The following is a 25,062-nucleotide window of genomic DNA, read 5'->3' on the forward strand; positions in this document are numbered from 1 at the left end:
GAGGGCGTCCGCCAGCAGTTCGGCCTGATCCTCCGGTTCGGTCAGATATTCCGCCGCGTCAAAGCGGGTGAGTTTGATGGCCATCGTTTCGTTTCCTTTCGGGCCTGCAAAGCGGGTCAGGATATCTGAGCCGCCATTTCCTTTGCTTTCGTGATATCCCGCTGCTGGCTTGACTTGTCGCCGCCCACCAGCAGGATAATCAACTGCTCGCCCCGGGGCGGGTGAAATAGAGGCGGTATTCGGGGCCGAAGTCGATACGCGCTTCTGAAACGCCGTCGCCCACCGACTTCACATCGCCCATCAGGCCGAGTTCGATGCGGGCGATCCTGCCCGCGACCTTGGACTTCGCCTTGCGATCGCGAAGGCTGTCGAACCAATCAGCGAAGGCCGGGGTCTGCTGCGTTTCCATGTCATTTATATGTGACAGGAAGGAAGGTGTCAACATATAAGAGACATACATCCTGCCATGGGCATCGGCGCGCAACAATCTTACGCCCCCTGTCATATCGGATCAGCCCTCCACCGGCGCCAGCGGCGGGTGAGGTCGCGCCGGACTGGCGCGCGGGCAGCTGGGCGAGGTGAGGGGGGTGGCACCCCTGAAAACGCGCTTTCCCCCCGCCTCGCCCGCGCGCTTTTCATGTCGGTTTGATGCAGTGGTGAGAAGCAGAGCATAACGGCTCAGTGCCTGGGCCAAAAGCCGATCGCCAAGCGCATCCGTTTGATGCAATTCGATGCAGCTACTATGCCGCTGGCGCTGCGGCGGTACCCGATGCTGTAAGATTGGTGCTTGAGTGGAGTCTTTCGTGGTCCCGCTAGGCCTGTTGCAATAATGGCTGACACCCTTCGGTATGCCAGCCATTGTCTTTGTCTGCCTTCCATTCAAAAATTGAACCGAACGTCGACGCCATAAACGCGTGGGTTCGAATTGCGGAACAGGGTCGCGCCCAGCGCGGGCGAAAGCGTGAGGCCGTCGACATTGTAACGCTCGTTCGTCAGATTCTTGCCAAACACCGCAATCTCGGGCTGGATGCCGCCCAGGCTCAATTCCGGCTTGAACCCAAGGCGCGCGTTCAGCAGGCCGAAGGATGGCTCCATCGTCGCTGGCAAATTATAAACTTCGAAGGCGACGCGGCTCTGCCAGCTATAGTCGACACGGCCGTTGAACGTGCCTGCGGAAGTAGAGACGGATGCATCGGCGCTCAACGAATAAGTCCAGGCGGGTACCTGGTTGAACTTGTTGCCGGACCTGTCGACGCCGGTCAGCGGATCAGTGAAGGAGAGATATTTTGCGTCTGTATGACCCAGCGTTCCGGAGAAGGTCAAACCCTTGACGGGCGTGACGTTCAGTTCCGCCTCGAGGCCGCGCACGCGGCCCTTGGCGGCGTTCAGGATTGCGGAATAAGGAATGCCGCCTCCGTCGAGTTGTACGATGGAACGCTGGATATTATCGTAATTGCCGGTGAACAGCGCGACGTTTGCGCGCACATGATTGTCGAGGAAGCTTCCCTTGAGGCCCACCTCATAGTCGGTCAGCACCTCTGGCGCGAACGATACGAGGCGGGTGGGCGAACTGTCCAGGCCGCCCGATCGCTGCCCGCGGCCTGCGCGGAAATAGGTGTTGATCGTCGGGGTCAGCTTGTATCTGACGCCCGCCGACCAGGACAGGAATGTCGTCGACGTCGATCCGCTGAACCGGCAGCCGGGCGGGTTGCCCACCAGCGTGCAGACACCCGCCGTTGCGTTGCCGATGTCCAGCGACCTTTGGTCATTGGTGACGCGCAGGCCGCCGAAGACGGATAGGGTATCGGTGAAATAGCCCTCCAGCTGGGTATAGCCCGCAAAAGATGTGTTACGGCCATGACGGAACTGCCGCCTTGCCGTCGTCGGCGTTTCCAGCGGAGTGGCGCTGTCGTCCGAGCCGGATTCCGTGAAGTAATAGACGCCGCCGGTATAGCTCAGCTTGGCGATGAAAGTATCAAGCGGTACGTCGCCGCTGATCTGCAACTCGCTGCTGAACTGTTGCTGCTTGCCCAGAAGTTCAGCGTCGATCGCCGTCGACACCGTTGCGTCGACATCCCGCGTATTGTAATAATTCAGCTTGCGATAACCGAAGATCGCCTTGGCGTTGAACGCGGGTGAAGCGGCATAGTTGGCCTTGAACAGCCAGCCTTCGGTGCGGGCATAGGCGGTAGGGTTGGGGATGGCCGAAAAGCTCTGGTAAAAGGGCGTGTTGGCGGGCGTGCGGGTGACGCTGCGCGACACGCCGCCATTTTCGTTGACCCGCGAATAGTCATAGGTGAGGTCAAAGGTCAGCGTGTCCATCGGGGTCCAGCGCAGCGAGGCCCGGCCCGAAAGCCGGTTGCGGTCGCCGAAGCCGATCTCGTTTCCGTTCACGATGCTGGTGGTGAAGGGGTCCGCATAGGCCCGCTGGATCGACGCGCGGGCCGCCAGCGATCCCTGCACGATCGGGACCGACAGGACGCCGCTGAAATCGGCCCGGCCATAGGAGCCGAAGCCTGCCTCGACGTGGCCCTCGACCTCCTCCAGATTGGGGCGGTTGGGCGTCAGCAGGATGGCCCCGCCCGTGCTGTTGCGACCGAACAGCGTGCCCTGATTGCCGCGCAGCACCTCCACCGATCCCATGTCGTAGACCGACCCGAACAGAGCGCCGGGCGAACGGGCGATATAGACCTCATCGAAATAGATGCCGACAGCGGGATCGCCGGCGATGGTCTGGTTGATGTTGGTCTGGCCGCGGATCGTCACGAAGGACACGGTGGGTCCCCGCGCGCCTTCGCTGAAGCGCAGATTGGGCGTTGCGGCCGCGATTTCGGAAATGCCGCTGACGGTGCGCCGTTCCAGTTCCGCGCCCGTGACGGCCGTAACCGCGACAGGCACGTTCTGAAGTCGCTCGCTGCGCCGCCGCGCAGTGACGATGATGTCGGTCAGCCCGACGGAGGCGCTCTGGCCGCCATCCTGTTGTACCGCCGCCTCCTGCGCGCGCAATGGCGACGCCAACGCCGTTCCGCCCAGAAGTGTGAGGAAAATCATTGCTTTGCTATTGATCGAAGCTGTCATCATACCCTCCCTCATGTCATTTTTTGTTTTGGCATGTCCTTTGCGACGAAGCCGCTTGGGGTCCAGAAACCGGATGGTGAATTATACGCGCCGCCGTCATCACGAGAGGGAGACCTGAATGCTCCCTTTCGATGCGGCAGATACAGGCGGACAGGAAAGGTCGGCGCGCAATGCGGGATTGCGCGTGCATGCGATGTCGAAATCACATCCTCTCCTTCCGTTGTTGAATAAAAGGCCGGGCTTTTTGCCCTGTGCCAAGGCAGATAATAGGCCTCAGATCATTCTGTGTATAATATCTAATTTCAGTTATTTGATATTCTTTAAGTCTTCTGTAAGTCCACTTGATCGCGAAAGGATGGATCAGCTTTCCGCGAGCTCCAGGCTTTGCAGGTCAGCGACGGCCAGGCCCAGGCGACGGTTGAATTCATAGGTGATAACGGGATCGACCCGACGGGTTATCGCCCACAGATAATAGCCATAGAGCATCGCCATTCTGTAGCTGGTCCATGCTTCACCGGCGTCCAGTCGCGGGCCGCCGAAGCGGGCGAGTCTCTCGAGATAATGGTCGAGGAGCGACCGCTCATGGGCACGACGCACTTCGGGCAGCAACGCCGCGCCCAGATGATAGGCGACGTCCAGCGCCCAGCAGCCGCGCTGCAGCAACTGCCAGTCGATCAGGCCGGTATCGCCCCTGAGTACATAGAGATTGCCGGCATGCGCATCGCCATGGACCAGAGAGGACGGCAGCGTGCGGAAAACCGCCGCGACCCGGCCGATGGCGCGATGCAACCGCTGCGCGTCCAGCACGGCAGGCGGCAGCGGCTTGCCGCGTTCCCCGTTCATCAGATCCTGCAACATATCGAGCGGAATCATGGATTTCTCGGCGATCGCGTCGATCGCGTGCGTCACCCAGGGGGCATCGAACGGCGCCTGGGTCTGCCATGTCGCGCCATGCAGGCGCGCGAGCTGGTCGAGACTGGCGCGCGCATCCTGCGGGCTATAGGGGGTGAGGGCGGACAGGAAATGGCCGCCGGCCTCGACCAGATCTTCCATCACGATCAGGCCGTGGGATGTCGCTGGGTCGATGCCGATATACAGGCAGGGCGGCGTGCGCAGCCCCGCGCTGGCGAGAGGTGCGGCGATATCGCGATAGAAGGCCGCCTCGTTGATGGAAATCGCCGATCCCCTGAACTGCTCGCCCAGATCGTCCAGCATGGCCTTGATGCAAAGGGCGGTCGGGACCGTGGCGTCTGCGCCGCGCAGGCGGGTCCTGATCCTGATCTTCGTCGCGGTGGTGGCAAGCGTTTCAACCACCTCCACCTCTTCGACAGTTACGCCCGGCCACGCTGCATAGACTGTCCGCGTCAGCCAGTCCGGGTCGAGGACGCCCATCGTCGTGATCGGGGCGGGATCGGGTATGTTCACGGCCATGTCTGGCATCCATTCTGGCTTGGAGCGGTATCAGGGCATTCAGCCCGCGATCTTGCCACCATCGACCGGCAGCAGGACGCCGGTGACGTTGCGGGACAGGTCGGAAGCGAGGAACAGCGCGGCATTGGCGCAATCGACCGGCTCGATCACCCGACCCAGAGGATGCTGCGCCGCATAGGCGGCCACCTTGTCATCGTCGGCCTCGAAGCCCTGGCCGTCGTCGCGCCCGAAATTGGTGACCATGCCCGCCGGGCACACCGAATTGACCCTTATGCCGTGCGATGCCACTTCGATCGCCAGGCCGCGCGTCAACTGGATGACGGCGCCCTTCGTCGCGCCGTACATGACCCCGCCCCAGCCGATCATGCCCGCGACCGATGCGGTGTTGACGATCACACCGCCGCCCCCCTGTTTCAGGAAGGTGCGCACGGCCGCCTGGCAACCATAGACGACACCGCGAAAGTTGATCGACACCAGCCGTTCGAAATCGCCATCGTCCTGATCGATCAGGCGGTGCGGGCGTCCGTCGGTCGCCGTGGCGACCCCGGCATTATTGTACATGACGTCCAGTCGGCCATAGGCCGCGACAGCCCGGTCGATCGCCCCGGCCACCTCGTCATAGACGCGCACGTCGCAGCGCAGCGCCTCCGCCATGCCGCCTGCTTCGCGAACCTGACGAGCGGTCTCCTCCGCCCATTCCATGTTGATGTCGACGCACACGAGGCGCGCGCCATGCTGCGCGAACAGCAGCGACGCAGCCCGGCCAACACCAGAGCCCGCGCCTGTGATGACGACGCTTTTTCCTTCCAGAAGCATATTCTCTCTCTCCTTCATGCATGCCCGGTCAGGGCCGAGACGCATATGTTTCCAGCATGTCCGGCGGCGGCGGCAGGTCCCGCAGATCGGACATCAGCCGGGTGAACAGGTTGTTGCCGATATTGGCGCCGGGCAGCGACATCCGGTCGAGCTGCGTTTTGCGCAGGTAAATCGTCGCGAGCCGGAAGCCGCTATAATATTCATACCATGGCAACGCCGTGGCGCGCTGGCCGGTCAAGGCTTCCCACGCCGCGATGGTCGTCGCCCGGTCGCCAAGGCCGGGCAGGCGCTCCAGGCCGATGGATTTGCTGTAGAGCGTGTCGAACAGCAGCCACCAACCCAGATCCTGCTCTCCCCCGGCCAGCGAACATTGTTCCCAGTCGAGCACGCCGGTCAGGTTGAAACGGTCGTCGAACATCATGTTGCCGATCCGCGCGTCCCCCCACGACAGGCCATCGACAGGAGTCTGCGGAAAATGCGCGACCAGCCATTCGAGCGCGTCTTCCAGATAGGGAACCTCGCGGCCCGCCAGCGCCCAGCGGAAGGCGGCGACATCATGGTCGAACTGCTGCTTCAACCCCGATCCGTCCGTGCCGCGCGAAAGGAAGCCGAGTGCTTCCACGGGCGTCCTATGGATGCGTGTCAGTTCGATAAGCGCATTCTGCCACAGCCGCTCGCGCTCGCGCGGGGTCGCTTCGAACAGGCGGCCGGCGGCATTATAGGGGGGCTGGCTGACCGGCACCCAGCCGGGCAGCCGGCGCATGATGAAGAAGGGCTGGCCGATGACGGACGGGTCATCCTCCTGCCACAGGATTTCGGGGACGCGGACATGATGGCCTTCGCCCAGCATCTTCAACAGCATTTGCTGCTCGCGGAAACGCGGGTCCATGAACAGGGCATAGCTGCCCGGCGCGATCCGCAGCACCAGTTCCTGCACAGCATCGTTCGGTTCGACCAGCGTGAATAACAGGGTCTCGTTCGACTGGCCCGCGCCCACCGGATAGGTCAGCCCGTCGAGCCGGGCCACGGCCACGCCCCGGCTTTCGAACCAGTTTGTCATGACATCGCGCAGCAGGCCGATGTCGCGGCCGATCACATCCTGTGGGGACACACCCGGCACGCTGCGGCCCACCGCATCGGCTGTTCTTGGCATCGCACTCTCCATTCCTGTTCGGGCTTATTCTGCTCGCACCCGATAAGGAAATATTAGATATTCGCGTTATGATATTGAAATCATATCATCACAGGGGCATGTCAATCCTCGATGACGATGGCGCTTTCCGGGCATGCGCTGGCTCCCTCGATCGCTTTCATCTCCAGATCGGGGGAAACGACCACGCTTTCGGGTGCGTTGACGAACGCGTTGAAGCCCTCTTCATTGATCGCGTAGATTTCGGGCGCGACCATCGCGCAGGTCTGCGCCCCGCAGCAGCGATCGGGGATTATGTGCAGTTTCATGGGGTACCTTTCTTTGTGGGCGGCAATTTGCGGCTCAGGTGAAATGGACGCGGCGATATTTGCCCTGGATGTAGAGCAGCGGGTCGCGATGCGGCTCGAAATCCGCCTGCCGCACTTCGCCAACCACGATCAGATGGTCTCCGCCATCGTGGATCGCGTGGGTCCGGCAGTCGAGCGAGGCGCGCGATCCTATCAGGAAAGGCGATCCGCCGGGCACGCGCACTTCCCACGGCACGCCGTCGAAGCGGGAATCATTGGGGCGCGCGAAACGATCCGACGTCGGCTGCTGACCGATGTGCAGGACGTTGATGGCGAAACCGGGGGCGCTCGAAAACTGCTCCAGATTGGCCGATCGCTTCGCGATGCAGAACAGGACGAGCGGCGGGTCCAGCGACACGGACGCGAAGGAATTGGCGGTAAAGCCGATCGGCTCGCCCTGCGGCGACATTGTCGTCACTACCGTCACGCCCGTACCGAAACAGCCCAACGCATCGCGGAGAAGCCGGGGATCGTCGCCGCTCTGATAACTGATCGGTGACAGCGGCACGCGATCTTCCAGAAATTCGAGCAGGACCGCGTTGAATGCGTCGGCCTGATCCGCGACGATATGGTGCCCGCCACCGGCAATTTCCTTCAGTTCGGATCCATAGATGAGACCGCTCAACCGCAGTGTCGATTCATAGGATACGGATTCGTTGAGCGCGCCCCGGATCAGGGTGGTCGGCACCTTGATGCGCGCGGCTGCCGCTTCGATGCGCGCGCTGTTGCCGATCAGGTCGAAGGCCCCGACGACACTGGGGTCGCCTGCCCAGCGCCACCGTCCATCGGCCCCCTCCTTGAACCCTGACAGCAGCAGGTCGCTCGTCGGCGTGGGTTCGCCCGGGTGCACGTCGGCCAGGGCGGCACGCAGGGCATCGGGGCTGTCGAATGCTTCAGCAAGGCGGCGGGCCGACCCGCCGATGCGTTCGGACACCGCCGCGTCCACCCGGGCCGTGACTCCGACAAGGACCAGTCCGGACACCAGGCCCGGCGTGCTTTCGCCCGCCGCGATAATGGCGGCCAGCCCGCCGCCGCCCAGCCCAACCACCGTCGCGCGGGAGGGAAGCTGTCCCAGCACCGCCTTGAGATCGGCGGCATAATCTTCCAGCGCATAACGTCCATCGGGCACCGCCGCGCTGTCGCCATGGCCCCGCAGGTCCAGGCAGATCGCCTGCCTGCCGGCCCGTTCGAGCGCCTCCGCAGCACCATGCCAGATATGTCGCGTCTGCCCCACGGTCGGAACGAGCAGCACGGCAGGCGCATCGTCTCCGCCGCAGCGGCTGGCTGCCAGGACGTTGCCCGCCGCGCCGGTGAAAGCGATGTTATGCAAATCTTCGTCCTCCCGGTCCAGATTCCGTCAATGGGTGAAGTTCAGGACCTGAAGGTCCTGATAGACGCGTAGCCCCTCCACGCCGCGTTCGCGCCCAAGGCCGCTCAGCCCCAGACCACCGGACGACCCATAAGCGCTCAGCGCGCCGCCCATGTTGACGTTGACGGTGCCCGACCGGATGCGTTTGGCGACGTTCAGGGCGGCACGGGTGTCAGCGCTCCAGACATAGCCCGACAGGCCGAAGATCGTGTCGTTCGCCATCTCGACCGCATGGTCGACATCACGATAGCCGATGACCGACACGATCGGCCCGAATATCTCGTCCTGCGCGGCCGGATTGCTGTTGTCGGGCACGTCGAGGATCGTCGGCTCGAAATAATGGCCGGGGCGACCGACACGCTTGCCGCCCGTCACGATCCGGGCGCCTGCCTGCATCGCCAGCGCGACATAGCGTTCGCACCGTTCGACCTGTCCGCGCGTGATGACCGGCCCCATCTGCGTCCCGGGATCGAGCGGGTCGCCGATGACGACGCTCTCGAGCGAGGCGGCCATCATCGCCATCAGCCGTTCCTTGTCGGTTTCAGGCACGAACACGCGCGTCCCCAGAACGCATCCCTGACCCGCATGGGACAGGCATACGCTGGCCGCGGCCGAGGCGGAGGCTTCGAGCCGGTCGGGCAGGAAAATCTGGGCCGACTTGCCGCCCAGTTCCAGTTGCAGTCTTTTCATCGTCGGGGCGGCCTGCGCCATGACCTTGCGGCCGACGTCGGTGGAACCGGTGAAGCTGACCATGTCGACCGCCGGGTCGGTGGTAAGGCGCAGCGCGCCCTCCGCACCGGCCTCCGCCAGGATCTGGAACACGCCTGCAGGAATGCCGGCGCGTTGCGCGGCGTCTGCCATGGCGAGCGCGGACAGCGGCGTCAGCGGGCTGGGGCGCAGGATGACGCAATTGCCGGTCGCAAGGGCGGGCATCACCTTCCAGGCGTTGAGGAAGAAGGGGAAATTATAGGCGGAGATCGCCGCCACCACGCCGTGTGGCACATAGCGCCGCATGCTCTGGAACACATTGCCCGCGAAATTGATGCGATCGTCGAGGGGGAGGGGGTTGCTCTCGCTTTCGGGCAGGGTCAGGTAGAGATCGAGTTGCTGGCGTGCCTGTATCAGCGGCAGGCGCACCTGCACCGGCATCACCGCCGACGAGATGGGACAACCAGCTTCGGCGATGACGATCCGCTCCAGATCGTCAGCCTGTTCTAGCAAAAGGTCGATATAGCGCTGCACGATGGCCGCCCTGCGGGAAGCAGACATGGCGGCCCATTCCCCCCGGTCGGCCGTCTCGCGCGCGACGGCGATCGCCCTGTCGAACTGGGCGGGGGAGGCACCGGCGAACGAGAGGAAAACCGACGCGGTCGCGGGGTTTTCCACGGCGATCGCCTCACCGTCGCCCGGTGTCGGCACGCCGTCGATCAGCATCGCGGTCGGCCAGCTCTGGTCGGGTTCGATCTTTTTGGATGTCGCTGCATTCATGTCGTCATACTCCCGATGGTCGCGGCAACCGGCGGATTAGATCCGCACCAGCGACTTGCCGACGACGCTGTCTGTGAAAAGCCTGCGGAAAGCGGCGGGGACCTGCTCCATGCCTTGGGTGACATGGACGCGGGCAATGGCGGGATCGGCCCTGATGATCGCGCCCATTTCCGCAAGAAATGCCGGCCGCAGGGCCAGATGGTCGATATTGGCGAAAGCCTTCACGATCAGTCCCCGAGCCATGACGGCGGCAAGGAAGGCGGGCAGGCGATCATGTCCGCCGCCCTCCCTGCCGACCATGTCGTCATATTGCGCCATCAATCCGCAGATCAGCACCTGCCCGCCGCGCTTCATCAGCGGCAGCACGCTGTCCATCATCGGCCCGCCGACATTGTCGAAATAGAGGTCGACGCGATCGCCGACCGCGCGGGCGAGTTGCTCTGCGAAGTCCGGCGCGGTGCGATCGACGGCGTCGGCATAGCCTGTCTTCCGCAGCCAGGCGCACTTGCCCGGGCCGCTGGCGATGCCGATGGCATGCAGGCCGCGTGCCCGGGCCAGCGCACCGACCGCCGAACCGACCGCGCCAGCAGCACCGCTGACCAGCAATATGGTGCCCTGCGCCAGCGGGCCAGCGACATCCAGCCCCACAAAAGCGCTGAAACCTGGAAGGCCCAGCATGCCCAGCGCCAGTTCCACGGGACCGTCATCGGGATCGATGCGGTTCAGCCCCTGCCCGGATGACAGCGCATAATCCTGCCAGCCCAACCGCCCTTCGACCCAATCGCCGACAGCGAAGTCGGGGCGATTGGATCGGATGACCTGCCCCACGGCCGGGCCGGGGACGGTCGTCCCGATCGGCATGGGCGGAACGCTGCCCCCCAGCGGGGCCGCGTCGATGAAGATGCGGATCATCGGATCGACCGACAGCCAGTGATTACGGACGAGCAACTGGCCCTCATCCGGTTGCGGGACAGGCCCCTGTTCGATCGCCAGATCATCGTCGCGCACCAGACCCTGCGGATGGGCGCGCAGAACGACCCTGCGGTTGATGCTGTCCATATCCCTGTTCAGCACCATGGCGCGCCACTCCGCATGTCCTGTCTCCCCTGCATTCCATCTTGTCGCCATGCGGCCCGGATTCGGCCCGCCGCGCAAAAGTGTCTGGTCTCAGACTAGGCGTTATGTCATATTCGTCAAATATGATTATCAACAATCATAATATCTTTTAGATATTTATGGTTGCGATCAGGCCGACAGGCCGCCGTTGACGCTGATGGTCTGACCGGTGATATGCCTCGCTCCGTCCGAGCACAGAAACGCGACCAGCGGGGCTATGTCCCCGGCCTGCGGCAGGCCCAGCTTCGCGCGCGCCGTGGCAGTCGCTATCCGCGGCGATCCCTCGTGTTCCAGTGCGTCGAATATCGGGGTGCCGCGTACATAGGACAGGCTGATGCAGTTCAGGCGGATACCATCTTCCGCCGCCTCCATTGCATAGTTGCGCGTGAAGTTGACGATCGCCGCGCGCGTTGGGCCGACTATCGACTGGTTGCGCGACGCGAACAGGGCGGCGTCCGACGCGAACAGCGCCACCGCTCCGCCTCGCATCGCCAGCAGGCGATGCATGGCGTGCACGAGGTTGAAGGTCGCGACAATGCTCGTGCGCGCGCCGAGATCGAACATTGCCGGATCGGTTCGGTGAAACGGGCCGGAAAGACCGGGCACCGCGACACTCGCGCAGTTGACGAGAGCATCGAGCGCGCCGAAGCGGGCGGCAATCCGCTCCGCCACATCCGCGCAACGCGCATGATCGGTGATGTCGATCGGCATCCAGTCCTGCGCCGCTTCGTCGGCAGGCGGATTGCGGCTCGCCGTGACGACCTGCCAGCCATCCCTGGAAAACCGCTGGCACACCGCTTCGCCGATGCCGCCGGAACCGCCCACGACCAGCGCGACCTTGCCGGGCCTTTCCCTGCCGCCGTTCACGCGGCACGCGGGCAGCTTAGCGGATCGTGCATTCGGGCGTCGCGATCCAGGTCATCGTCTTCGAACTGTCGAGCGAGCAATCGCGCGGCATGTCCAGAGTGCCCAGACGACGGCCGCACTCGGCGAGCACCGTCATCGGATCGTCGGTCTCGAACGTATAGACGGCCATGAAATCATAAGCCTCCATGCCGGGAGGGGCGCCGATCTGCCGAAGGGAATGCCGTTCCGCCGCGACGATGCCCGGCACGCGGAGCAGGTCGGGCAGATGCTGGTCGTCATACCAGCGTGCGAGATCGTCGACGCGGCCGTCCGCCGCCTTGGTGATGACGACCATCCTGTATGTTGCCATATCCGCTTTCCATGATTCTTGCGCGCGGACGGCGCCGCGCTGGTTATCTCGATGTCTCGTCAGCCGAAGAGAACCGGCAGCGCGGACGGACCGCGCGCGAACAGATCGCCGATGAGCCGGGCGGGGGGCTGTTCCGGATCCCAGCGCAGATTGGGAAGACGGTCGAAGATCGCATTCAGCGCGACCACCATTTCCTGCCGCGAGACATGCTGGCCAAGGCAGCTGTGCGGACCGCCGCCGAAGGCAAGCGAGCGCTGGACCGGCCGGGTGATGTCGAAGCGGTCGGGATTTTCCCAGCGCGCCGGATCGCGGTTGGCCGATCCCAGGCAGAGATGGAGCATCGCCCCCTTCGGAAGCATCACGCCCTCCAGTTCCGTGTCCTGTTCGACAATGCGCGGGAAGACAAGGTCGGTGGGATGCCAGCGCGCGGCTTCCAGGATGACGTCGCCGGCCATGTCCCGGTTCGCCATGAAAAGCGCAAGCTGCTCCGGATGGTTGAGCAGCGCATAGATGGTGATGCCCAGTTGTCGCCAGGTCGTCCCACCGCCGGCCAGCACGATCAGGATGCAATGGGAAATGATCTCGTCGTCCGTCCAGCTTCGGATAGTGCCGTCACCATCCTTGATGGGCGCGGCGATCATCTTCGATATGATGTCTTCACGCGGTCGGCTGCGCCGGTCGGTGATGACTTTCAGCAATATGGATCGCGCATCCGCCATCGACTGTCCCCGCTGCTGGGGCGTCGCATTATGGCTGAGGAGGCCCGTGATCGCGATGCGGAACGAGATGATCTCTTCCGGGTCGATGCCGAAACCCGCCGACACGACATGCACCGGCATGCGTGCGCACAGATCGAGCGACAGGTCGCAGCCTCCCTTCGTTTCGATGTCGCGGATCAGCGCCTCGACCGTTTCCGCGATGATGGTGTCGTTCCACCAGCTTTCCGCCGCCTGCGGGCTGAACATCGGCTGGATCGGGCCACGGTAACGCAGGTGATCCGCGCCGCCCTTGTTCAGGATGGTCTCGCCGAAACCGTCCACCACACCCAGCTTGTAATAGATGCGGGAGGAAAAGAGGTCGTTCCGGATAAGCCCCTGGTTCGTCGCTTTGAACGAGAGCGTCGAATAGGTCGGATATCCAGCCATGTGATGCTGAAAATGATAGCCCGGATAGCCTAGCAGATCGCCCAGCGCGCCCTTTTGCACGCTGCCCTTCTCGCGAAGGCGGGCCAGCCCCGGGAAGGGGTCTTCGATCAGGGCCGAGCCCGATTCCAGCGTGTCCGCTTCGACATTGAAAATCTGTGCCAGCCGCGAATCCTCACGGAGCAGGGCATCCACATAATTGCTCATCCAACTCTCCCGACGCACCGACGTGGCAACAGCTTTGTGCGGTATCATTTCCGCCAGTGTTCCGCCCGCGATGGTAAGAAGCAAATATTATTTAGCCGTCACAGAATATCATCAGGATATCGAAAGCGCACCGAGTGGTGCGAAGGTCATATTCATGTCTTCGGAACCGCTGCGTGGCTGCGGACGTGGGGATAAAAGCGGCGGCCTGATATCAATTTTCTATCTTAATCGCTGATTTAAATATTTTCATGATGCCGAACTGTCCGTCATGCTCCCGCCGCCGCACAAGATGCCGTTGGAGGCATTCAGGGAGAGATGGATGGTAGCCGTTCAGAGTCAGGCCGCGCCGCATGGCGCCCTCAAATCGGGCAGGACTGCCTATCCTTATTATGTGCTGGCGCTGCTCACCTTCGCCAATTTTTTCAACTATCTCGACCGGCAGCTGATTTCGATCCTCGCGGAGTCGCTGAAGGCCGACCTGGGCCTTGACGATGCGCAACTTGGCTTTCTCTACGGCACGCTGTTTGCGGCGCTCTATTCCATATTCGGCTTGTCCGTGGGCCGTCTTGCGGACAATGTCAGTCAGCCAAGGCTCCTGGGCGTCGGTCTGGCGCTGTGGTCGGGCATGACGGCGCTGTCCGGTTTCGCGTTCAACTTCGCGTCGCTCGCCATGGCGCGGCTGGGCGTGGGCGTCGGGGAAGCCACGGCCAATCCATGCAGCCATGCCCTGATCGCCGAATATTTCCCGGTGGAGCGGCGCGCCTCCGCCTATGCCATTTATCTGGCGGCCATCTATCTGGGCGGGGGCGCTTCGCTCGTCATCGGCGGCTATATTCTCCAGCATTGGGTGGAGTTGACCGCCGAATTCGGCGTGATCGGCGCGCTGCGGCCCTGGCAGGGCGCTTTCCTGCTCGCGGGCTTTCCCGGCGTCATCCTCGCCGTACTGATCTTCTTCATCCGCGATCCGCGCCGGACGACGGGAATCCTGCCGGTCAGCACGCGCCCCTGGGCCGAATTTTTGGGCAGCCTCATGGACCTTACCCCTGTGTTCAGCCTGTTACGCCGGGGCGCGCCGGTCGCCCGTACGGCAGCAATCACCCTTGCGATCGCGGCCGTGGTGGCGCTTTTGTGCTGGTTGACGGGGCAGATACAGCAATGGCTGGCGCTTGGTCTGGTCGTTTTCGCCATGCTCGGCTTCGCGCTGCGCATCCGGGCCAATGATGGGCCGCTCTTCACGCTCACCTTCGGCACCCGCTCTTTCCGCTGGCTCGTGTCGGGCATGGCGATCACCGCCTGTATCCAGCATGCGACGCTATTTTGGGCCGTGCCCTATGCCATGCGCGTGATGCATATGGCGCCCGGCGCGGCGGGGGGAACGATCGGAATCATCCTGGCCGTCGGCGGCGGCGGCGGCGTGATCCTGGGCGGGATCGTCGGCGACAGGCTGCGCCGCCGCCATCAGTCGGCGGCGGCTGTGATGACGCTGGGCTCGCTCGGCCTTTCGGTTCCGCTCGCTCTCGTCGCATTCACGACCGCCGATATCAGGCTGTTCCTGATCGCATTGTGGGGCTTCGCCTTCGTCCAGAACTGCTGGTCGCCATCGGCTGCGGCTGTGGTGCAGGAACTGGTTTTGCCCCGTATGCGCGCGACGGGCGCCGCGACCTTTTCGATGCTCATCATCGTAGTGACACTGGCCTGTGGACCTTATCTGGTGGGCGTCATCAGCGAGGTGTCGGGAAGCCTGTCGGCCGGCGTTTTGGCGCTATACGCGCTGACGCCCTTTGCGGTCGCGCTGTTGTTGGCGGGCGTCCGGACGGTCGCATCCGACATCGCCAGCAAGGGCGGTCGGGCTGCAAAAGCGGGCGAACCGCAGACCGATTTTGAAACCGTCAAGATATCATAATGGCGTCAATTAATATTTCTCAAATTAAGAATCAGTTTCTATTCTCGTTTCAGCGGCCGGGGGAAAGCCCGGCAAGTCAAACTACTCCTGGAGGATGAATAATGGCCACCCAATTGGATAAGCTGGAAATCGTCGATGCCGACGCACATGTAAATCCGGCGCCGGATTTCTGGGCCGATTACCTGCCAGCATCCCTCAGGAATCTCGCGCCCCGCATCGTGCCCGGCGATGCCGGCGAGGATTGCGATTATGTCGAATTCGAAGGACGCCGCAAGAAGCTGAACCTGATCGGCGCGCAGGCCGGACGCACCGGCATGACCTTCAAGATGGAAGGCAAGCTGAGCGATGCGCGCAACGGCGGCTGGATGCCCGCCGCCCGCCTTGAAGACATGGATCATGACGGGATCGATTCGCAGGTCCTGTTCGGCGGTGGCCCGCTCGGCACCGGTAACGAGGACCTCTTCAAGGCGAGCTTTACCGCCTACAACCGCTGGCTCGCCGATTTCTGCAAATATTCGCCTGCCCGGCTGCATGGCATTGGATATGTTCCCATGCAGGATGTCGAGGAATCCATTCGACTGATGAAGGATTGCGTGAGCTGGGGCCTGAAAGGCATCAACATCCCGGCCTTCCCCATGTTGAAGGAAAGCCTGGCGAAAAGCGGAGCGGGCGCGGCGCAGGTGCTGGCGCTGACCGGCGATACGACTGGCAGCCGCATGTATTCCGACCCGGAATTCGATCCGTTCTGGCAGGCTGCCTGCGATCTGGGCGTGCCGATCACCATCCACCTGGGCGGCCGGTCCGTGCGGTTCCAGCAACCGCAGCATTTCCTGACCGACCTGCTGATGTCGAAATTCGCCATGGCGGAACCGATCGCGGTGCTGATCTTCGGCTGCGTGTTCGAGCGTTTCCCGGACCTGAAATTCGTGACGGTGGAAAGCGGCGTCGGCTGGTTCGCCTTCGCGGCGAACTATATGGACGAAACTTGGAAGAAGCAGCGCTACTGGGTCAAGAGCACGCTGCCTGAACTGCCGAGCCATTATATGGACCGCAACGTCTACGGATCGTTCATCCACGACCGCGCCGGGATAGAAATGCGCGGTTTCCCCGGCGCCGGCAACATCATGTGGTCGTCCGACTACCCGCATTCGGAAACCACCTACCCCCATTCGCAGGATGTCATCGAAGACCTGTTCCGGGGCGTGCCGCTGGAAGACAAGGCGTTGATCCTGGGCGGGCGGGCGAAGGCGCTTTTCAACGCCTGAGAACGACAGCAACGCGGTGGTGGCGACCGGCTGCCGATCAGGGAATAGGGAGAGTTGGGGTGAGCGGACCTTTGGCAGGCGTCAGGGTGATCGAGGTGGCGATGTGGGCCTTCGTGCCTTCCGCCGGCGGGATATTGTCGGACATGGGGGCCGACGTCATCAAGATCGAACCGCCGGCGGGCGATCCGATAAGAGGGCTTGCGACCCACGGCCTGCGTCCCGGTTCCGGCCCCTTCAACCTGTCTTTCGAGACTTATAATCGCGGGAAGCGCAGCGTGACGCTCGACCTTTCAATAGAAGGGGCGCTCGACGTCCTCGATCGGATGCTGGAGGGGGCGGACGTGTTCCTGACCAATATCCTGCCGCCCGCGCGCCGCAAGATGGGGATCGACATCGACGACATCCGCGCGCGCCATCCCCATATCATCTATGCGGTCGGCAACGCTGCGGGCCGCCATGGGCCGGATGGGGAGAAGGGCGGCTATGACGCCATCACATTCTGGGCGCGGGGGGGCATCGCGGATTCCGTGACGCCGGCGGAACTCGACTATCCGCTCGCCATGCCGTCGGGCGCGTTCGGGGACACGACCAGTGGTTCCGCGCTCGCGGGCGGGATCGCCGCGGCGCTGTATCAGCGTGCGGCGACCGGCAAGGCCGCGGTGGTCGACGTCGCGCTGCTGGGCGCGAGCATGTGGTCGATGCAAAGCCACATCACCCAGGCGCTCTATCAGGGGCTGGACGCCCTGCCCAAGCGCGGCCGTACGGTCATGCCCAATCCGCTGGTCAACAACTACCGGACGTCGGACGGACGGTATCTGGCGCTGTGCATGTTGCAGGGCCAGCGATACTGGCCCGGCTTCTGCGCCGCGATTGGCGAGCCGCAACTCGCGACCGATCCCCGTTTCGCCGAGGAGGAAGCCCGTTCCGCCAATCTGGAGGCGTGCGTCGCTGAGCTGGATGCCGTATTTTCCCGGCAGCCGCTTGCTGAATGGAAGCAGCGGCTGGCGCTCCAGCCGGGCCAGTGGGACGTGGTGCAGCGGCCTGGCGAGTTGCAGGACGATCCGCAGGTCGCAGCGAACGGCTATTTGCAGCAAGTAGACTATGGTGAGGGCCATTCCCTGCGCATGGTGAGCGCGCCGACGCAGTTCGACGGCAGGCCGCTGTCCCCCCGTCCGGCCCCGGAAAAGGGTGCGCATAATGATGAGGTGCTGGCCGAACTGGGATATGATGAGGATGCGATCATCGACCTGAAAGTCGCGGGCGTCGTCTACTGATGCGATCTTGTCCGATCATCGTCAGGATAGCCGCTCCATGATCCGGGAGGAAGGCGCGCCTCGCATCCTGCCCGGTCTTGATCCGCTCAACCGGCCGTTCTGGACGGGCGGCGCACGGGGTGAACTGCTGGTCGCGCGCTGCGGCGCCTGCGACGTCTGGCAGCATCCGCCGCAGGACTTCTGCCAGGCGTGCGGCGGAAGGGAGACCGCTCCCCAGCCGGTGTCCGGCAAGGGGCGCGTCGTGACCTTCACCATCAATCGCCAGGCCTGGTTGCCGGGGATGGCGGTTCCCTTCGTCCTCGCCGCCGTCGAACTGATCGAGCAGGCGGGGCTTTTCCTCATCGTCAACATCGTCGGCGTCGATCCGGAACAGGTCAGGGCAGGCATGGCCGTGACGGTCGATTTCATCGCTCAGGACGATATATTCCTACCGGTCTTTCGTCCCGACCGGGGCTGGGAGGCGCATCGATGACGGATTTCCCGGAAAAGCTGGTCCGCATCACCGGTGCCGCGCAGTCGGAAGTGGCGCGGCCTTCGGCGCGCCCGGCCCTGTCGCTGACGCTGGACGCCTGTCTCGCCGCGATTGAGAGGGCGGGCCTGCGCCTATCCGACATCGATGGCCTGTCGACCTATCCGGGGCAGATCGCCAATGGCGACGGCCTGTCGCCGGTGGGGAGCTACGACGTGATGACCGCGCTGGGCCTGTCGCCGCGCTGGATGGGCGCCTCCACCGAGGGGCATGCGCATATGGGCGCTATCGCCAACGCGATCATGGCGATCGCGTCAGGACAGTGTCGCCACGTCCTGGTGTTCCGAACCGTCGCACAGGCTGCGGCGCGGGCGGAGGTGAAGCATGCCGGCATCATCGGGGGCGGCCGCGCGGTCGCCGCGCGAAGCTGGGGTGGGCAATCCTGGCAGGCGCCCTACAATGCCCTGTCGGCAGCGCCGATGTTCGCGCTTTACGCCAACGCCTATTTCCGCGCCTATGGCGCGACCGAGCGGCAACTGGGCGCGATCGCGGTCAACAGCCGCGCCATGGCGGCGCTCAATCCCAACGCCATCTATCGCGAGCCGATCACTATCGAGGATTATCTCACCTCGCGCCTGATTTCCGATCCGCTGCGCATCTTCGATTGCGACACGCATATCGACGGGTCGACCGCCCTGATCCTGTCGCATTGCGACGCGGCGCGGGACAGTCGGTTGCCACCGCTGCGGATAGAGGCGATGGGGCTGGGGGCCAGTGGACTGGGCGTGGGCTTGCACGAGGGTGATTTCACCGGCATGCCGGGCATGGCGGTGGCCGGTCGAATGCTCTGGTCTCGCACGGACATGACGCCTGCGGATCTTGATTTCGCGCAGATTTATGACGGCTTCTCCATTTTGACCCTGTTCTGGATGGAGGCGCTGGGCCTGTGCGGTAGGGGCGAAGCCGCCGCCTTCGTGGAGGGTGGAGCGCGCATCGGACTGGATGGAGAAATTCCCCTCAACACCAGCGGCGGTCAACTGTCGGCGGGGCGCTTCCACGGCTATGGCCATACGCACGAAGCCTGCATGCAGCTCTGGGGGCTTGCCGGGGAACGGCAGGTTCGCGATGCCCGCGCCGGCATCGTCAGCAATGGCGGCTTTGGCTATGGTTGCCTGCTGCTGGCGCGGGACTGATCTGAGGAGAGTCAGGATGATGAACGCAAATTTCCCGGAAACGCTCGCCACGGCGATGCTCGCCAGTTGCCAGTCGGACCCCGGCGTCACCGCCTGGTTCAACATGGACGGCGCCGACCAAGTCGTGACGCTGGAAGAGGTCGTCCGGCAGGCGCGTGGCGTCGCCATGGGCCTGTCACGCCTTGGCCTTGCCAGGGGCGACGTTCTCGCCGTGCAGACGCCTGCAAATCCGACGACGATGGTGGTCCATGCGGCCGCCGCCTGGCTTGGCCTGACGCTGCTTCCGATCATCCACATCTATGGCGGGGCCGAACTGGAGTTCATCCTGCGGCAGTCGGGCGCGAAGGCGCTGGTCACGCCGCAAAGCTGGCGCAGGATCGACTTTCCGGCGCGCCGGGCGCTCATGCGCGATGCGTTTCCGGACCTGATCCACATCGTCGAAGGCGAGGAGACGGGCGCCATTGCGTTCGCCACGCTTGCGACGGGGGATGAACTGGGCGACCCGGTCGCGGTCGGGCCGGACGACGTCGCGCTGCTGGTCTACACCTCCGGCACAACATCGGAACCCAAGGGCGTGCAGCACAGTCACCGATCGTTGCTGGCCGAACTGGCGGCGGACCGGGAGATGCGCGGCGCGCTGCGCAGTCTCTCACCCTGGCCACCGGGGCATATCGCGGGCGTGCTGTCGCTCATGCGTTTCTGGGCGATGGGTCAGGCGGGGGCGTTCATGGACGCATGGGACGGTCCCACCGCCGCCCGCCTGATCGAGCAATATCGCATCCAGGCGACCAGCGGCACGCCCTTTCACATCACCACCTTGCTGGACGCGGCGCAGGCGGATGGTCGAGACTTGTCGTCCCTGTCCGACTATATGGCGGGCGCGACGATGATTCCTCCCACCCTCATCGAACGGTGCCAGCAGGCGGGGCTGGCGACCTATCGCGCCTATGGCTTGTCCGAGCATCCGACCATCTCTTCGGGCACGCCCGCCGACCCCATCGAAAAGCGGTTGGGCACCGACGGGCGGCTGATGCCGGGCGTCGAGGTGCAGATCGTGGACGATGCGGGGAATGTGTTGCCGGTCGGCGGGGAAGGCGAAATCTGGTCGCGTGGACCCGACCGCTTCGTCGGCTATCGCGATGCGCAGCGCAATGCAGAGGCGCTCGCCGCCGATGGCTGGCTCAGGACCGGCGATATCGGGCGGCTGGACGCGGACGGCTATCTCGCGATCACCGACCGCAAGAAGGACATCATCATCCGCGGTGGCGAAAATATCGCGAGCCGGGAGGTCGAGGACATGCTCTGCCTTATCCCGGGCGTGGTGGAGGCGGCGGTGGTCGGCTCTCCCGATCCGCTGCTGGGCGAGCGCGTCTGCGCCTTCCTTGTCGTCGCGCCGGGGACGGTGATCGATCTTGCGGATGTGCAACGGCATTTCGGCTCGCAACAGGTCGCCCGGCAAAAGACGCCGGAACAGGTCCACATCGTCGCCGACCTTCCACGGAACACTGCCGGCAAGGTGCTGAAACCCGATTTGCGCGCCATGCTTCGTGAGCCTGCAACGGCGTGAGTAAGGTGCCAGCCTATCTGTAAAGAGGATCAGAACGAAGGCGTATCGACTGTTCGACGCGCGTGCGAACGGCGCTCCCGTTAACAGCAAGGAGAGGACCAGCGTATGACGGCTATTCGTTTGGAAGAAATCCCCGACGCTGGCGGCGGACGCTGGCCCCATGTCGCGGGCCATTTCCGTTCGATGCGGATGGGCGACATGGAGGTGGGGCTGACACAGGTTCCGCCGCTCGACTGTACGGATGCCTATTCCGACGGCATGCTGCCCGGGGGCATATGCCCCTGCCCGCATTATGGCTATGTGTTCAAGGGACGGATCCGCTGTCGCTTCCCTGGAACCGACTGGCCGGACGAAGTGGCAGAGACCGGCATGGTCTATTTCTTCCCGGCCGGGCACGTCCTTATCTATGAGGAGGAGACGGTGGCGCTGGAAATCAACCCGGCCCATGCGCTCGGCATGCGCATGGACGCTATGGAAAGGGCGGCGACGGCACGGCCGGACCGGCATACGCTCAATCAGCAAGCCGCGCCTGCCTATGAAGCACCGGGTGGCTGAAGAGCGGAATGGGGGGAAGGGTGCGTTACCTTTCCCCTCCTCATGGGATGTGTCGCCCCGGACTGATTCCCATCCGACGACAGCAGCCATCTTGCCAATAAGACAGGAACGCGCTCTAATCTCCACGTTTCAAGAGTTTCATGATATCAGCCCGGATTAAGAGATCTATGGACATAAGGCATATGCGTCACTTGGTGACCGTGGCTGAGGAATTGCATTTCGGCCGCGCCGCGCAGAAGCTGAATATGGCGCAACCGCCCCTCAGCCAGTCCATCAAGCGGCTGGAGGATGAATTGGGCGTGAAGCTGCTCGAACGGTCACGCAGCGGGGTTTCGGTGACACCGGCCGGCCGCGTGTTCGTGGCGGAAGCGCGCCGAACGCTGATGCAGGCCGATCTGACCCGCGCCGTGACCCTTCGGGCGGCGGCGGACGATGCGGCGAGCATCAACATCGGCTTCATCGGCCCGGCCATGTTCCGCCTGCTGCCGCCGATAATCGCCGCCTATCATCGCGTTCCCGATCATGTCGAGCTCAAGCTGTACGACGAATCGTCGCCCAACCAGATGATCGGGTTGATGGAGGGGCGATATGACGTCTGCTTCATCCATCCGACCATCGACCTGATAGAGGGCGGCGACAGCGTCGTTGTGGAGCGATGCCGTTTTGTCGCCGCCATTCCGGAACAGTGGGACCTTGCGCAGCAGGAAAGCGTGACCATGGCGGAACTCGGTCAGTTGCCGCTCATCATGGCCCCCTTGTCCCTTTCTCCTAACCGGGTTTCCTCTATGTTGAACGCTTTTCGCGATGTTGGCGTAAGCCCGCGTATCGTGCAGGAGTCGCTTCAGACGGCAACGACCCTCAGCCTGGTGGCGGCCAATATCGGCGCTGCGCTGGCCAGCGAAACCGCAATTCTCACCGGGGCGCGTGGTGTGGCATTCCGGCCCATCAGCGACCTGCCGTCCAATCTGAGATGGTCGATCGCGATGGTTTGGCGTCCTCAGCATATTCAGGAAGGTGGGAAGGCATTCATCGAGCATGTTCGCGCGTTTTCGGACGCAATAACGCAATAATAGAGGTAAGCGAAAATAATTGTGGACCCTATGTGAAAGAGTCGCCGTGACAAATCGATAATTGGCAAATTGGTCTTCTATACTGTAGTCGGAGCCGGATTTATCTAGGGTCATGATCTGCAATCGCAGAGCTAGGCGGTATTGATCCCTTGAGGGTTTCATGAATCCGTCCGCACTGGCCAAGCCCGAGCTTGCTCGTGCTGCATCGGCTCTCATAGAAGCGAACGTTCCATTGACACGAAGGGGGCTTTTCTGCCCTTTTAACCGCCCTCACATATTGTTCGTCCGTGCGTTCCCTCTCGGGACACCGCCGTCGGATCAGCTTTGACGCTTAACCATCGGCAAGCAGATTCTACTATACGTCACGCCTTGAACAAAATGCCGTCGCGCAGGTTGGGATACATGATGACCGCGAGGTGACAGGCAAGCGCGACACGCGCCTTTATAATACCGCAGCGCTTAGAGGGAAGGAGCTCGCGACCCGTATCATGAGATCAAAAAATTAATCCTCGATCAGGAAAGAAGGCAATCATGTCTTATCGATTCGGCGCTCGAGTATATCATAAAGGAGCAAGAGCAGCATTCGAAGCTGTTAATCTGCGACGAATGGAAACGAGCCTGCTCTGTGCAAGCGAGGTTAACCCATGTCGATCCGCAATAGCTGACGTTCTGCTGCTGGTAAGTGCCAGCGGCTGGTTGAACGGCTGATTTGGGTTGGAATTGGCGCCGCTAACTCTTTGCAGCGAAGTTGGAGATTTAGCGCAAGGATCGCTGCTGGAATGAGGTGAGGGGACTCGAATTCGTGCCGAACTGCCTCAAATTTTTTGGGGGCTTCCGAGGGGGCTTTGTCTGTAATTTCTAGAAACTACCTATATAATTCAAGCCTCTAAGTTTGCCTTTCGAGTCCCGTAAGCCGGCGGAAATCTGCTAAAATTTCACTCTTTCTGGCCAGGTGCGTTTGTCGCCGTCCAAGCCTATCCCTTCCCGCTGGGGGTACCGGTAAGAGGTATGAGGCTAAAGCGTGAAACGCGGTACCCCCAGGAAGCGGACGAGGCAGAGCCGCCCTCGCCGAAGATATGCTGATAGAGAACGAACGACTTCTGTGGTCAGCCGTTCGGCGCAATGAGGATGTGCGCAGGTGCCGAGAACAGGATGCTCGGTTCGGTCATGCCACCGACCTGCGCGAGGAAGGCTGATGCTGCACAGTGCCGCCTGCGGCTCTTACCTGGCCGCCGCCTGCCGCGATTGCCCGCTTGCACCCGCGAACAGATTGATCACCTCCCGGTTGAAGGCCGGGATATCGTCGGGCTTGCGGCTCGTGACCAGGCCTTGATCGACCACGACCTCTTGATCGACCCATTGCGCGCCGGCGTTCTGAAGGTCGCTCTTCAGAGACGGCCAGGACGTCAGGCGCCTGCCGCGAGCGGCACCCGCCTCGATGATGGTCCAAGGTCCGTGGCAGATCGACGCCACCGGCTTGCCGGCGTCGAAGAAGGCCTTTTGCGAACGCGACTGCCTCGGGCTGCATCCGGAGTGTGTCGGGGTTGATGACGCCGCCCGGTAGCAGGAGCGCGTCGAACTCCTCGGTCCGGGCGCTACCAAGGGGCACGTCCACGGGGAAGGTGTCTCCCCAGTCCGTGAAGTTCCAAGCCTTCACCTCGGCATCCTTGGGCGACACGAGCCTTGTGTTGGCGCCTGCCTCGTCGAGTGCCCTCCGCGGCTGCGTCATCTCCACTTGCTCGAAGCCGTCCGTCACCAGAATCGCGACCTTCAGGCCGTTGAGGGTTTCAGAAGCCATGTCGTCTCTCCTTTCAACAAAGATTGGTTATGTGACTGCGCTCACCGTTCGCGCCGACGCACCGGCCCGCTGGACGAGAAGATGCGGTCATCGTTCGAGGAGATGGTGCTCGGGATCGGCGACCGGCGCGCGCAACAGCCGCAGCCGGCGGGGTGGGTGGCCTTCTTGACACTTTGGCTGCTCTCACCATGCCCGCTCGAAGCGAGGCCGCTACGCCGGGTCAAATTGGTGCCGGCGATGGCCGGCGCTCCGAGAAGCGTCCGCGTCGCCACGGCCCCGCAGGCCGGGCAGGCGCAGGGGTCGCGAAACTCCGCCATCGGCCGCATCGCCGTGAAAGGCCCGCATGCTGGGCAACGATAATCGTAGTTCGGCATGACTTTCCTCGCTGCAAGAGGAGGTGGAGAGCGTGGGCGGTGGAGCGGCCGTCATGCGGCGGTCTTGAGGACGACCTTGGTCCAGCCATCATCGCGCGCGTCGAAATGCCGGTACGCGTTCGGCGCCTCATCAAGCGGCAGCTCGTGCGACACGATGAACGACGGCTTCGCGCGCCCGGTCGAGATCAGGTCGCGCAGCTGCCGGTTATAGGCTTTCACATTGCACTGGCCTGT

At 63.2% G+C, this 25,062-nt stretch carries 22 protein-coding genes and 2 pseudogenes; 8 read left to right on the plus strand and 16 right to left on the minus strand.

Translation table 11 applies throughout. The features are described from left to right. Positions 1 to 199: 199 nt before the first annotated feature. The 12 genes from MJ601_RS20810 to MJ601_RS20865 all read right to left on the minus strand — a co-directional run bounded on the left by MJ601_RS20810 (position 200) and on the right by MJ601_RS20865 (position 13,360). Complete coding sequence (locus MJ601_RS20810; RefSeq protein WP_242130311.1) at positions 200 to 487, minus strand: type II toxin-antitoxin system RelE/ParE family toxin; 288 nt, start codon at positions 485 to 487, stop codon at positions 200 to 202. 392 nt (positions 488 to 879) lie between these two features. Continuing rightward, on the minus strand, positions 880 to 3,051 hold the full coding sequence (locus MJ601_RS20815; protein ID WP_242130312.1) for a TonB-dependent receptor: 2,172 nt from the start codon (positions 3,049 to 3,051) through the stop codon (positions 880 to 882). 387 nt (positions 3,052 to 3,438) lie between these two features. Next, positions 3,439 to 4,509, minus strand: a complete 1,071-nt coding sequence (locus MJ601_RS20820) for an ecdysteroid 22-kinase family protein (protein WP_242130313.1) — start codon at positions 4,507 to 4,509, stop codon at positions 3,439 to 3,441. A gap of 39 nt (positions 4,510 to 4,548) precedes the next feature. Continuing rightward, positions 4,549 to 5,325, minus strand: coding sequence for an SDR family NAD(P)-dependent oxidoreductase (locus MJ601_RS20825; RefSeq protein WP_242130314.1), 777 nt, complete (start codon positions 5,323 to 5,325; stop codon positions 4,549 to 4,551). 28 nt (positions 5,326 to 5,353) lie between these two features. Continuing rightward, entirely contained in the window at positions 5,354 to 6,478 is a 1,125-nt protein-coding gene (locus MJ601_RS20830) for a phosphotransferase family protein (RefSeq protein ID WP_242130315.1), read from the minus strand. A gap of 101 nt (positions 6,479 to 6,579) precedes the next feature. After that, positions 6,580 to 6,783: a ferredoxin gene (locus tag MJ601_RS20835; RefSeq protein WP_242130316.1), complete on the minus strand. Its 204-nt coding sequence runs from the start codon at positions 6,781 to 6,783 to the stop codon at positions 6,580 to 6,582. 34 nt (positions 6,784 to 6,817) lie between these two features. After that, positions 6,818 to 8,152, minus strand: a complete 1,335-nt coding sequence (locus MJ601_RS20840) for an alpha/beta fold hydrolase (RefSeq protein WP_242130317.1) — start codon at positions 8,150 to 8,152, stop codon at positions 6,818 to 6,820. Positions 8,153 to 8,179: 27 nt separating this feature from the next. Beyond that, positions 8,180 to 9,679, minus strand: coding sequence for an aldehyde dehydrogenase family protein (locus MJ601_RS20845; RefSeq protein WP_242130318.1), 1,500 nt, complete (start codon positions 9,677 to 9,679; stop codon positions 8,180 to 8,182). 36 nt (positions 9,680 to 9,715) lie between these two features. Continuing rightward, positions 9,716 to 10,807, minus strand: a complete 1,092-nt coding sequence (locus MJ601_RS20850; protein ID WP_242130319.1) for an MDR family NADP-dependent oxidoreductase — start codon at positions 10,805 to 10,807, stop codon at positions 9,716 to 9,718. A 117-nt stretch (positions 10,808 to 10,924) separates the two neighbouring features. After that, positions 10,925 to 11,662 carry an SDR family NAD(P)-dependent oxidoreductase gene (locus MJ601_RS20855; RefSeq protein ID WP_242130320.1) on the minus strand — a complete coding sequence of 246 codons (738 nt, stop codon included), beginning with the start codon at positions 11,660 to 11,662 and terminating at the stop codon, positions 10,925 to 10,927. A 16-nt stretch (positions 11,663 to 11,678) separates the two neighbouring features. Next, positions 11,679 to 12,011: a hypothetical protein gene (locus MJ601_RS20860; protein ID WP_242130321.1), complete on the minus strand. Its 333-nt coding sequence runs from the start codon at positions 12,009 to 12,011 to the stop codon at positions 11,679 to 11,681. 59 nt (positions 12,012 to 12,070) lie between these two features. Further along, positions 12,071 to 13,360 (minus strand): cytochrome P450, encoded by a 1,290-nt coding sequence (locus MJ601_RS20865; RefSeq protein ID WP_242130322.1) that lies wholly within the window; start codon positions 13,358 to 13,360, stop codon positions 12,071 to 12,073. A 319-nt stretch (positions 13,361 to 13,679) separates the two neighbouring features. On the opposite strand from MJ601_RS20865, the gene MJ601_RS20870 reads away from it, so the two are divergent. The 8 genes from MJ601_RS20870 to MJ601_RS20905 all read left to right on the plus strand — a co-directional run bounded on the left by MJ601_RS20870 (position 13,680) and on the right by MJ601_RS20905 (position 22,656). Further along, entirely contained in the window at positions 13,680 to 15,263 is a 1,584-nt protein-coding gene (locus MJ601_RS20870) for an MFS transporter (RefSeq protein ID WP_242130323.1), read from the plus strand. Positions 15,264 to 15,364: 101 nt separating this feature from the next. Further along, positions 15,365 to 16,528, plus strand: a complete 1,164-nt coding sequence (locus MJ601_RS20875; RefSeq protein ID WP_242130324.1) for an amidohydrolase family protein — start codon at positions 15,365 to 15,367, stop codon at positions 16,526 to 16,528. 59 nt (positions 16,529 to 16,587) lie between these two features. Next, entirely contained in the window at positions 16,588 to 17,802 is a 1,215-nt protein-coding gene (locus MJ601_RS20880; protein ID WP_242130325.1) for a CaiB/BaiF CoA transferase family protein, read from the plus strand. Between the two features lie 37 nt (positions 17,803 to 17,839). Further along, positions 17,840 to 18,274 (plus strand): Zn-ribbon domain-containing OB-fold protein, encoded by a 435-nt coding sequence (locus MJ601_RS20885; protein ID WP_242130326.1) that lies wholly within the window; start codon positions 17,840 to 17,842, stop codon positions 18,272 to 18,274. Next, positions 18,271 to 19,464 carry a thiolase family protein gene (locus MJ601_RS20890; protein WP_242130327.1) on the plus strand — a complete coding sequence of 398 codons (1,194 nt, stop codon included), beginning with the start codon at positions 18,271 to 18,273 and terminating at the stop codon, positions 19,462 to 19,464. Before MJ601_RS20885 ends, MJ601_RS20890 begins: the two co-directional genes overlap by 4 nt. A gap of 16 nt (positions 19,465 to 19,480) precedes the next feature. After that, complete coding sequence (locus MJ601_RS20895) at positions 19,481 to 21,031, plus strand: AMP-binding protein (RefSeq protein ID WP_242130328.1); 1,551 nt, start codon at positions 19,481 to 19,483, stop codon at positions 21,029 to 21,031. A 105-nt stretch (positions 21,032 to 21,136) separates the two neighbouring features. Continuing rightward, positions 21,137 to 21,586 (plus strand): hypothetical protein, encoded by a 450-nt coding sequence (locus MJ601_RS20900; protein ID WP_242130329.1) that lies wholly within the window; start codon positions 21,137 to 21,139, stop codon positions 21,584 to 21,586. Between the two features lie 182 nt (positions 21,587 to 21,768). Further along, complete coding sequence (locus MJ601_RS20905) at positions 21,769 to 22,656, plus strand: LysR substrate-binding domain-containing protein (protein WP_242130330.1); 888 nt, start codon at positions 21,769 to 21,771, stop codon at positions 22,654 to 22,656. A 1,221-nt stretch (positions 22,657 to 23,877) separates the two neighbouring features. Here MJ601_RS20905 and MJ601_RS22065 read toward each other — a convergent pair. From MJ601_RS22065 to MJ601_RS20915, 4 genes and pseudogenes are all read right to left on the minus strand, one after another. Then, positions 23,878 to 24,129 carry a DJ-1/PfpI family protein gene (locus MJ601_RS22065; protein ID WP_348635610.1) on the minus strand — a complete coding sequence of 84 codons (252 nt, stop codon included), beginning with the start codon at positions 24,127 to 24,129 and terminating at the stop codon, positions 23,878 to 23,880. A 73-nt stretch (positions 24,130 to 24,202) separates the two neighbouring features. After that, positions 24,203 to 24,454 (minus strand): annotated as a pseudogene (locus MJ601_RS22070) (DJ-1/PfpI family protein); the annotation flags it as partial. 41 nt (positions 24,455 to 24,495) lie between these two features. Beyond that, positions 24,496 to 24,828 carry an FmdB family zinc ribbon protein gene (locus MJ601_RS22155; protein ID WP_491572941.1) on the minus strand — a complete coding sequence of 111 codons (333 nt, stop codon included), beginning with the start codon at positions 24,826 to 24,828 and terminating at the stop codon, positions 24,496 to 24,498. A 51-nt stretch (positions 24,829 to 24,879) separates the two neighbouring features. Then, positions 24,880 to 25,062, minus strand: a pseudogene (locus tag MJ601_RS20915) (aldehyde dehydrogenase); the annotation flags it as partial.

The organism is Sphingobium trunci (assembly GCF_022664535.1).
Lineage (GTDB): Bacteria > Pseudomonadota > Alphaproteobacteria > Sphingomonadales > Sphingomonadaceae > Sphingobium.